Origin of the sequence: Treponema sp. UBA7567, assembly GCF_002476655.1 — a bacterium.
GTDB lineage: Bacteria > Spirochaetota > Spirochaetia > Treponematales > Treponemataceae > Treponema_D.
Genome location: NZ_DLLH01000046.1, coordinates 30,622 through 39,209 on the forward strand (window position 1 = coordinate 30,622; position 8,588 = coordinate 39,209).

Annotated in this window: 8 protein-coding genes and 1 pseudogene; 4 read left to right on the top strand and 5 right to left on the bottom strand. The window is 42.6% G+C overall.

Annotated elements, in window-relative coordinates:
* The first annotated feature begins 115 nt into the window (after positions 1-115).
* Positions 116-1,301, top strand: a pseudogene (locus B3Y13_RS05925) (NADP-dependent isocitrate dehydrogenase).
* Positions 1,302-1,368: 67 nt separating this feature from the next.
* Here B3Y13_RS05925 and murI read toward each other — a convergent pair.
* Together murI and B3Y13_RS05935 are read right to left on the bottom strand one after the other, a co-directional pair.
* Positions 1,369-2,196, bottom strand: coding sequence for a glutamate racemase (gene murI, locus B3Y13_RS05930; RefSeq protein ID WP_296668937.1), 828 nt, complete (start codon positions 2,194-2,196; stop codon positions 1,369-1,371).
* 2 nt (positions 2,197-2,198) lie between these two features.
* Entirely contained in the window at positions 2,199-2,483 is a 285-nt protein-coding gene (locus B3Y13_RS05935; protein WP_296668935.1) for a hypothetical protein, read from the bottom strand.
* Between the two features lie 52 nt (positions 2,484-2,535).
* On the opposite strand from B3Y13_RS05935, the gene B3Y13_RS05940 reads away from it, so the two are divergent.
* Both B3Y13_RS05940 and B3Y13_RS05945 read left to right on the top strand, forming a co-directional pair.
* The gene (locus B3Y13_RS05940) at positions 2,536-3,213 is read left to right on the top strand and encodes a pentapeptide repeat-containing protein (protein WP_296668933.1); all 678 of its coding nucleotides are present in this window, start codon (positions 2,536-2,538) and stop codon (positions 3,211-3,213) included.
* Entirely contained in the window at positions 3,214-3,708 is a 495-nt protein-coding gene (locus B3Y13_RS05945) for an MBL fold metallo-hydrolase (protein WP_296693290.1), read from the top strand. It abuts the gene before it with no gap.
* Between the two features lie 37 nt (positions 3,709-3,745).
* Here the strand turns inward: B3Y13_RS05945 and B3Y13_RS05950 are convergent, their stop codons facing one another.
* The 3 genes from B3Y13_RS05950 to aroF are packed head-to-tail and all read right to left on the bottom strand — an operon-like array spanning position 3,746 to position 7,963.
* Positions 3,746-5,476 (bottom strand): hypothetical protein, encoded by a 1,731-nt coding sequence (locus tag B3Y13_RS05950; RefSeq protein ID WP_296668929.1) that lies wholly within the window; start codon positions 5,474-5,476, stop codon positions 3,746-3,748.
* Positions 5,476-5,967 carry an acetolactate synthase small subunit gene (gene ilvN, locus B3Y13_RS05955; protein WP_288517301.1) on the bottom strand — a complete coding sequence of 164 codons (492 nt, stop codon included), beginning with the start codon at positions 5,965-5,967 and terminating at the stop codon, positions 5,476-5,478. The genes B3Y13_RS05950 and ilvN overlap by 1 nt, the downstream gene beginning before the upstream one ends.
* A 55-nt stretch (positions 5,968-6,022) precedes the next feature.
* On the bottom strand, positions 6,023-7,963 hold the full coding sequence (gene aroF, locus B3Y13_RS05960; RefSeq protein ID WP_296668925.1) for a 3-deoxy-7-phosphoheptulonate synthase: 1,941 nt from the start codon (positions 7,961-7,963) through the stop codon (positions 6,023-6,025).
* 205 nt (positions 7,964-8,168) lie between these two features.
* Between aroF and B3Y13_RS05965 the strand changes: the two genes are divergently transcribed.
* On the top strand, positions 8,169-8,588 hold a 420-nt coding region (locus tag B3Y13_RS05965; RefSeq protein WP_296693294.1), incomplete at its 3' end, for an arginine repressor.

The window sequence follows — 8,588 nt, forward strand, 5'->3', positions numbered from 1 at the left end:
CTTGACCCGATAATCCCATACGCGCCCCCGCAATCCCCGCCATTTTTTTTGCGTTGCTTATTTTCAGAGATTTTATTTTTCTATATAATCAGTTTAATAGAATTTGAGGTGTGCTATGTCTAAAATACAGATGAAAAACGCAATTGCGGAGCTCGACGGCGACGAGATGACTCGCGTGCTTTGGGCTGTAATCAAAGAAAAACTTTTGGAACCTTTTGTTGATCTCAAGACCGAATATTACGACTTGGGCCTTAAAAACCGCGACGAAACAGACGACAAAGTAACTTACGATGCGGCAAATGCAATCAAACGGCTTCGTGTCGGCGTGAAATGCGCTACAATCACTTCCAACGCTGCCAGAATGGAAGAATACCATTTAAAGCGGCTCACTCCTTCTCCAAACGGAATTTTGCGCGGAGAGCTTGACGGAACAATTTTCCGCGCGCCTATTTTTGTAAAAAACATTCACTGCAACGTGTCAAGCTGGGAAAAGCCAATTGTCCTCGGCCGCCATGGCTATGGCGATGTCTACAAAAACTGCGAAATCAAGACTCCATGCGCAGGAAAAGCGGAGCTTGTATTTACCGGCGAAGATGGAAAAGAAATAAGAAAAACAATNNCCTGGCGTTCTTCAGGGAATGCACAACCTTGATTCTTCAATCGAAAGCTTTGCCCGCTGCTGCTTTAACTATGCCCTCGATCAAAAAATCGACTGCTGGCTCGGAACAAAGGACACTATTTCTAAAATCTACGACGGCAACTTCAAGGCAATCTTCCAGAAAGTCTATGACGAAGAATTTAAAGAAAAGTTCGAGAAAGCTGGAATTGAATATTTTTACACTCTGATTGACGACGCTGTTGCGCGCGTAATGAAGTCAAAGGGCGGATTCTTGTGGGCATGCAAAAACTATGACGGCGACGTTATGAGCGACATGATTGCCTCTGCATGCGGAAGCCTTGCAATGATGACCTCAGTCCTTGTTTCTCCAAACGGCGAGTTTGAATACGAGGCAAGCCACGGAACTGTTCAAAGGCACTATTACCGCTATCTCAAAGGCGAAAAAACTTCTACAAACCCAGTTGCGACAATCTTTGCCTGGACAGGAGCGCTCAAAAAACGCGGCGAGCTCGACGGAACCCAGGATCTGGCAGACTTTGCAAAAAAACTCGAAAAAGCCACTCTCGACGTAATCGAAAGCGGAACAATGACTGGAGACCTGGCTCTTCTTGCAGAGCCAAAAGCAGAACGCATAGTAAACTCATGGGACTTTATAGACGAAATTGCAAAAAAACTTCAATAGCTTATTAGCTTCCTGAGCAACGCAACGGCTTACAGGTCTGCTTTCCGCATGCCCGTAAGCCGTTTTTTTATTGGACAATTCCGCCCCAGGGAATATCAAGCCTTTTGCAAAGCAGTTTATATTCTTTTTCTTCCTTAGGATTAGCGGCGGTTGCAAAAAAAGACATATCCTTAAAAGGCTCAGAAAGATACTCTGTTTTTTTAGAAGAACCTTCGCTTTCGACGCGGATTGCCTGCCTGGAAACCCCTTCCCTGCTGTCGATAACTTTTACATTGTTTCCGGCGGCAAGCTGCATTATATCTGCTATATGAGTAAAGTGAGTGCATCCAAGCACTATTACATCGCAGCCTTTTGAGGCAAAAAAATCAACCGCAGGCTTTACCGCATTTTTTTTCTGTTCAATAGAGGCCGTAAAAAAATCCTTTTCGATAAAACGCACAAGCTCCGGATCTCCACGGCAATAAACCTGGCAATTATCCGCAAAATCATCAATCAGCTTTTTGCTATAAGGAGAATTGACCGAAGCGTTTGTCGCTAAAAAGCCGATCTTTTTATTCAGTGTAAGCCTTGCCGCAAGTTTTATTGCCGGAACTGTTCCTACAATCGGCAATTTAGGAAAAAGAGAACGCAGCCTTTCTAGCGCAGTTACAGAAATCGTATTGCAGGCGATTATTAAAGCGCGCGGATTCCATTTTTTTACAATAAGAGAAATCGATTCCGACGCGCATTCAGCAATTTCTTCAACAGATTTTTCGCCGTAAGGAAAATGCTTTGTATCTCCGAGGTAAACACACCGGGCGGACGGCTGCTTTTGCTTTAATGCAAGCATATACGGAATTCCGCCTGTTCCAGAGTCTAAAAAAGCAAAATCGGCGCAACAAAAATCAGAATTCATTTTTAGTTTCCAAAAAGAGAGTTAAAGGCAGAACGCGCTTCCTGGGACTTTTGAGAAAAACTGCCGGCTCCTGCAAAACCGCCTTTATTTACAGAAAAATGCTCGCAAAAATTAGAACGCTCCTTGTCCGCAACAAGCTCTTCAACCGTTTCTTTGCAGCCAAAATGACTTTCCGGCGAATAAAAACGGCAGTTTATGCAACTGTGCAAATCCGCGCCGCAAACAGGGCAGACTGTATTTCTATAAATTTCTGAAATTTCAATTTGTTTTCCACATTTTCTGCACATAAATACAGTTTAAATATTTGATAAAAATCATTCAATCCCATACAATTGATTTATGTTTTTAAATAATCCATGCGCACATCCTGGCTGCAAGCGCAATTCAATTTCTTGCATCGACGAAAACGGAAACTTAATCGAAAATTCTCAGTTCTGCTACAGGCATACAAAAGAGCCTGAAAAAGCAAAAAACGACCTTCTCAAATACATTTCCAAAAACCAGAAAATTGTCGGCCTTAACTGTTCAGGAATAACGTTTTCAAAATCTGCGTTGAGTGGGCACCGCTTTTACGGCTGCGATTTTTCCCACTGTTTTTTTTCTGAACTGGACTGCGTAAAAATCCACTGCAGAATGTGCAAATTCGACTTTACAGTTTTTACGGATTGCAATCTGATTCAAAGCAACATGCAGTTCTGTTCTTTCGCCGGAACAAAACTCATTCACGTGCTTTTTACTGGCTCTGATTTAATCCAGGACAATTTTAACGGACTTTCAAGCTACCAGTCTTCTTTTGATGATTCTGATTTGTACAACAGCCGTTTTATACGCTCCCATTTGGTGGACACTTCCATAAGAAACTGCAACATTAAAAAAACAGTTTTTTTTGAAGTCCAGACAAACAACGTTTCATTCAAGCTTTCAAACACAAACGAGGCAATTTTTGACAAGCGAGGAAGCGCGCTTTTTACAGGTGATGCCGAGGAAAATCCTCTGACGAATACAGGAGCAAACTAAATGAAAATCTACTTTCACCTGAACATTGACAGCTTTTCAAACTGCTATGCTGTTGTAAACGAAAAGACCTCCGAAGCCGTAATCATCGATCCTGGAAAAATTACAAAGGAGATGATAAACCAGCTTGAGGACAACCATTACAGGCCTGTCGCAGTTTTGGTTACCCACAACCACGAAGACCAGCTGCGCGGGCTAAAAACCTTTTTAAAGATTTATGACGCAGACGTTTATGCCGCCGAATCCAATATTTTTGGAATCCAGACAAAGGTAATCCACGGCGAAGGAAGACTGAACCTTGCCGGCCTCGAAATTGAATATTTTCCTGTGCCTGGACATTCTCCAGACTCGATTGTCTACAAAATCGGAACTGTGCTTTTTTCTGGAGATGTAATAGGAGCCGGGACAATCGGAGAAACAAATTCAAATTACTCAAAGATGATTTTAAAGCGCGGAATTGAGCAGAAAATTCTCNNATGCCGGGGCACGGGCCTATAACGACAGTTGCCGCAGAACGCTCGTTCAATATTGACATCTAGCGGCTTAAAAGCCAAACGCGTCCGGCGGAAAGATTCCAGCGGCGTTTTACGTAATCTTCAAGCATTTGAGCCGAGCCGGAAAAACCTGCCGCCTTTGTTTCAATTATATAGTCAGCTTCTTCTTTTATAAAAGTCTGGGAATGAGAGCGGGATGCCATGTCTGTAAAATATTTTTCGCAAACAGAAACCGGACGCTGAAGCATATAAGCCATAAATTCGTTTTTTAGAAGATACTCGTCTTCGGTGTCATAATTAAGCGAAGGCGTAACCTTAAAATACTTTATAAGAAAATCAATCGCTTTTGGATCTGCCATTTGAAGCGAATAAAAAACGCTCGAAACTGCATTGCGGAAATCTTCGTCAACAAAAAATATTCCGTGCCAGCCTTCATGCGCGACAAAAGTTGTCCTCAAATAAAGAGGGCTTTCCTGGCTGATTGAAATTACAGCGCCTCGTCCTTCAGAAAAACTTCCGTCTTCGTTTTGAACGATAATTGAGTTTTTGAGGAGGATTTCGCGCAAAAGAAGCTCTTTTTTATTCAAAGGAAAATTTTCGGCTCTGGCTTTTTCAAAGAAGCACGCCAAATCGTAGGCCCTGTAGTCATGCGCATTGTAGCCGTGTTTGCCTTCAAGCTCCGCATCTGATAAAAGTTTTCCCTTAAAGCCCTGTTTTTCTACAAAAAAAGCAAGCCGGCGGAAAAAGTCGTTTTGAACAGAGTAATTTGCAGTATCAAAAAAAAGTATGCTTGAAAACCTGTCCCATTCAAAAAGCTCGTAATCGTTGCCGCGCCAGTTTTTTTGCGGCCACTGCATTATAAGCCCTGGATCAACTTTTATCGGATTAACAGGAGAAGAAACAAGGGCTGAAGAGTTTTCAAGAAGATTCCAGTCGCTGGGAACAGCCATAACGCTTTTTATCTGCTCTGCGTTTTCAGTTATTTCCAGTTCCGAAAAAGGAGATTTTAAGGCCGCCACAGGAACATCAATATATCCAGAACCGCCGTTGCGGACTGTAAAGCGCTCGCCTCCAGAAGTAAATTTTACGCTGTCTGCATCATGGCTAAATGAAAAGCAAATTTTTGGCATAAGGGCTTTTTCTGAATTTACCGGGGAAAAGCACATTGCGAGCGCAGAAAAATCAATCTTTTTAGCACCTTTTACAAGGTTTCCGCCATTCGGAGCAAAGGCATAGCGCTCACAATCCTGAGAATAATCAAAGCCGACGGACGCTTGCGCAACCTGCACCGAAACGACAGAATACTTTGCTTTTGAACTGGCCAAATCAACAAAAAAACCGGCAGGACATTCTTTTCCGCGCTCAAGAGAATAAACAATTTCTACGCACTGCCCTTCAAAATCATCAAAACTAAAATTTATAAGCGACCGTGAAGAAAGAGGAAAACCAACAGAAGTCTTTCCATTAAAATCAGTTTTATATATAAAACCAAGGCTTGCAATATTTGGGCTTCCGTCTTTTTTGCGGGAAGTTTTTTCGACCTTAAGCTTTATACAGACTGCCGCGCAGCCCTGCATTCCGCGGAACAAATCAATCCGTTCCTGCTGGCTTTCTTCAAAAATATAAAAGTCGTTTTTGTGAGAAGTTTTTTTTATAACCGGACTTTCTTCTATTTCGGTTCCGTCAGGAATCTGCAAGTTAAAATCAGTTTTTTGAGAACACGAAGCGGCAAGAGCGCAGAATAAAGTCCAGAATATAATTTTTTTTATCATTACTTCATTACTTTTTCGCCACGTTCCATCGCGGCAAGGCCTGTTTTTACAAGCTCAAGAATTCCGTAAGGCTCAAGAAGGCGGATAAGGCTTTCGATTTTTTCTTCGCTTCCTGTTGCTTCTACAATTACAGAATTGAAAGAAACGTCTACAATATGCGCACGGAAAATCTGACAAGTCTCGATTATTACAGCGCGTTCAGTTCCGGTCGCCTTTACTTTTATCAACGCCATTTCGCGTTCGCAGGTTTCTTCTTTTTTGCAGTGGCTGATCGAAATCACTTCAACAAGCTTTGAAAGCTGTTTTTCAATCTGCTCAAGCACATACTCGTCGCCTGCAACGACAATTGTCATTCTTGACTGTTCCGGATTATGGGTTTCGCAAACCGTAAGAGACGCAATATTGAATCCGCGGCGGCTAAAAAGACCAGAGACACGGCTCAAAACGCCGGATTTATCTTCAACAAGAACTGAAAGAACAAATTTTTCCATATTATTACCTCTATTTTTTGTCAAACTGACCGTTTTTACTTAAATAAATTTGAATTTATTCATAATAAACGCCCAAAAGCCTTATGTCTTCCGCATTCGACTTTAAGACATTTATAAAATCGTCGATATATTTTACCGGATTTTTTACATCAGAAGGAATAACCACATCGCTGTAAAACCAGTATTTCCACGGTTTTCCTGCAATCGGGCGCGACTCAAGCCGGTTCATGCTCAATTTTGCATTTTTAAACACGCCCAAAGTATCGTAGAGAGCGCCGGCTTCATTTTTTGTCGAGAACATCAAAGTTGCGCGGTTTGGCTTTTGCTCTCCCAATAATTTAGGAGAATTTTTTGTATGATTTGCGGCGATTATTACAAAGCGGGTGTAATTATTCGGGTCGTTTTCGATTCCCTGGCGAAGAACTTTTAAGCCGTACAGCTTTGCATTGCGCGCATTTGCGATAGCCGCGCATGAAATGTCTTTTTTTTCGCTTACAAGCTCCGCTCCTGTCGCCGTAGAAACAGTATCCACCGTCTTATATCCATATTTTTTTATAAAATTAGAACATTGGGCAAGTCCCTGCGGATGACTGTAGACATGCCTGACTGATTCGAGGGTCGCGCCTTCCGGAGCTAAAAGGCTGTGCTCAACCCGGATTGTAACCGCACCGACAATCGAAATGTCTTCATAGCGCGTAAGGTTGTCATAATTGTTGTAAACAGAACCGGCAGTTGAGTTTTCTATAGGAATCATTCCGTACTGAACTTTGCCGTCAACTACTTCCTGAAAAATCTCGTCAAACGAATCAGCTTCGACAGGCTCAGCCAAATCTTCAAAATAATTAAAGATCGCCTGTTCTGCATAAGCGCCTTTTTTTCCGGAAAAAGCGCAGAGCACGCGTTTGGAAGCTTTATTTTGTTCACCATGCAATGACTGTGGCTCTGTTTTTTCTTCTGCGCGGATATGGGCAACTTGTTTTCCGATTACAGGAGCAAGGGCTTCTACATCGCGCATTATTTTTTCAAACTGCTCTGGATAAAGAGCCTGGGCCGCATCTGAGAGAGCCTGTTCTGGGTGGCAGTGAACTTCGACAATAATCCCGTCTGCGCCGGCAGCGACAGCGGCAAGAGCCATAGGAGGAATTTTATCGCGGACACCAACCGCATGGCTAGGATCGACAATCACAGGAAGATGCGTAAGGCTTCTTAATACTGGTATTGAGCTTAAATCCAAGGTGTTGCGCGTAGCAGTCTCGTAAGTGCGGATTCCTCGTTCGCACAAAATAACCTTGTCCGTTCCACTAGAAAGCAGATATTCGGCAGACATAAGCCATTCCTGGATTGTAGCGCAAAGACCGCGCTTTAAAATAACAGGTTTTCCAAGTTTTCCAAGCCTTTTTAAAAGCTCGAAATTCTGCATATTGCGCGCGCCAACTTGATAGACATCGACCCCGTTACTTTCCATAACTGGAATATACTCCGCATCGACAATTTCTGTAACAACTGGAAGCCCGTATTTTTCCCCGGCTTCTTTTAAGTATTTTAAGCCTTCTTCTCCAAGCCCCTGAAAAGCATAAGGCGAAGTCCGCGGTTTATAGGCTCCTCCGCGAAGCATAACGGCACCGCTTGCACTGACTGCCGCGGCCGCTTCAAGCATCTGCTCCCGGCTTTCGACAGCGCAAGGCCCTGCAATAGAAACAAGCCTGCTTCCGCCGATTCTTATAATCTGGCCGCGATTGTTTGGAATTTCTACGACTGTGTTTTCCGGCTTAAATTCACGGCTTGCAAGTTTGTACGGTTTTGAAATCGGCACAACTTTTGCAACACCCGGAAGCACTTCCACTTCACGAATATCCATGGCAAGCCGTCCAACCGCCGCAAGAATCGTAGATTCATCACCTTTAACCTCGTTAATCTTAAAATTTCTAGACTTTAAGAGAGCTTTTATATTCTTTTTTTCGTTTTCGCTGACATCATTTTTAAGAACAATTACCATAAAATCATATTACAGCAAAATAAAAAAATATAAAACAAGGCCTGTATAATTCTGTATTTTTTTTGAACAGGGCCTGCGACGATACGGAACATATTTTCTTCTATTTGACACTTTTTGTATTTTTATACATAATTTATGCATAAAAACTGGATGATTTTCGCAAAAACTGCCTTTTTTTGTGTAACAATATGCGAAGGACAATATTTTGAAAGAACGGACCTCAAGGCTCAAGGCCATAAAAAAATTTATAAAAAACAACAGAATTAAAAGCCAGGAAGAGCTTCTTGGACTTTTGACAAACGAAGGCTATGAGCTTACTCAGGCCACACTTTCCCGCGACCTAAAGCTTTTAAAAGTCGGCAAAGTGAGCGACGGCCACGCAGGCTATGTCTACACTCTTCCTGGAGAAGACGACCGCGGCGAAAGCGAAGAGATTTTTGTTCAAGACTTTATGCGCGGTTATGTCAGCATTGAATGGAACGATTCCACAGTCGTAATAAAAACTTTCAGCGGACAGGCAAATTCCGTAGCAAACGCATTGGACAGCCTTAATTTGAACGAAATTTTGGGAACTGTAGCAGGCGACAACTGCATTTTTGCAAGCCTCAGAAAAAACGTAACAGGC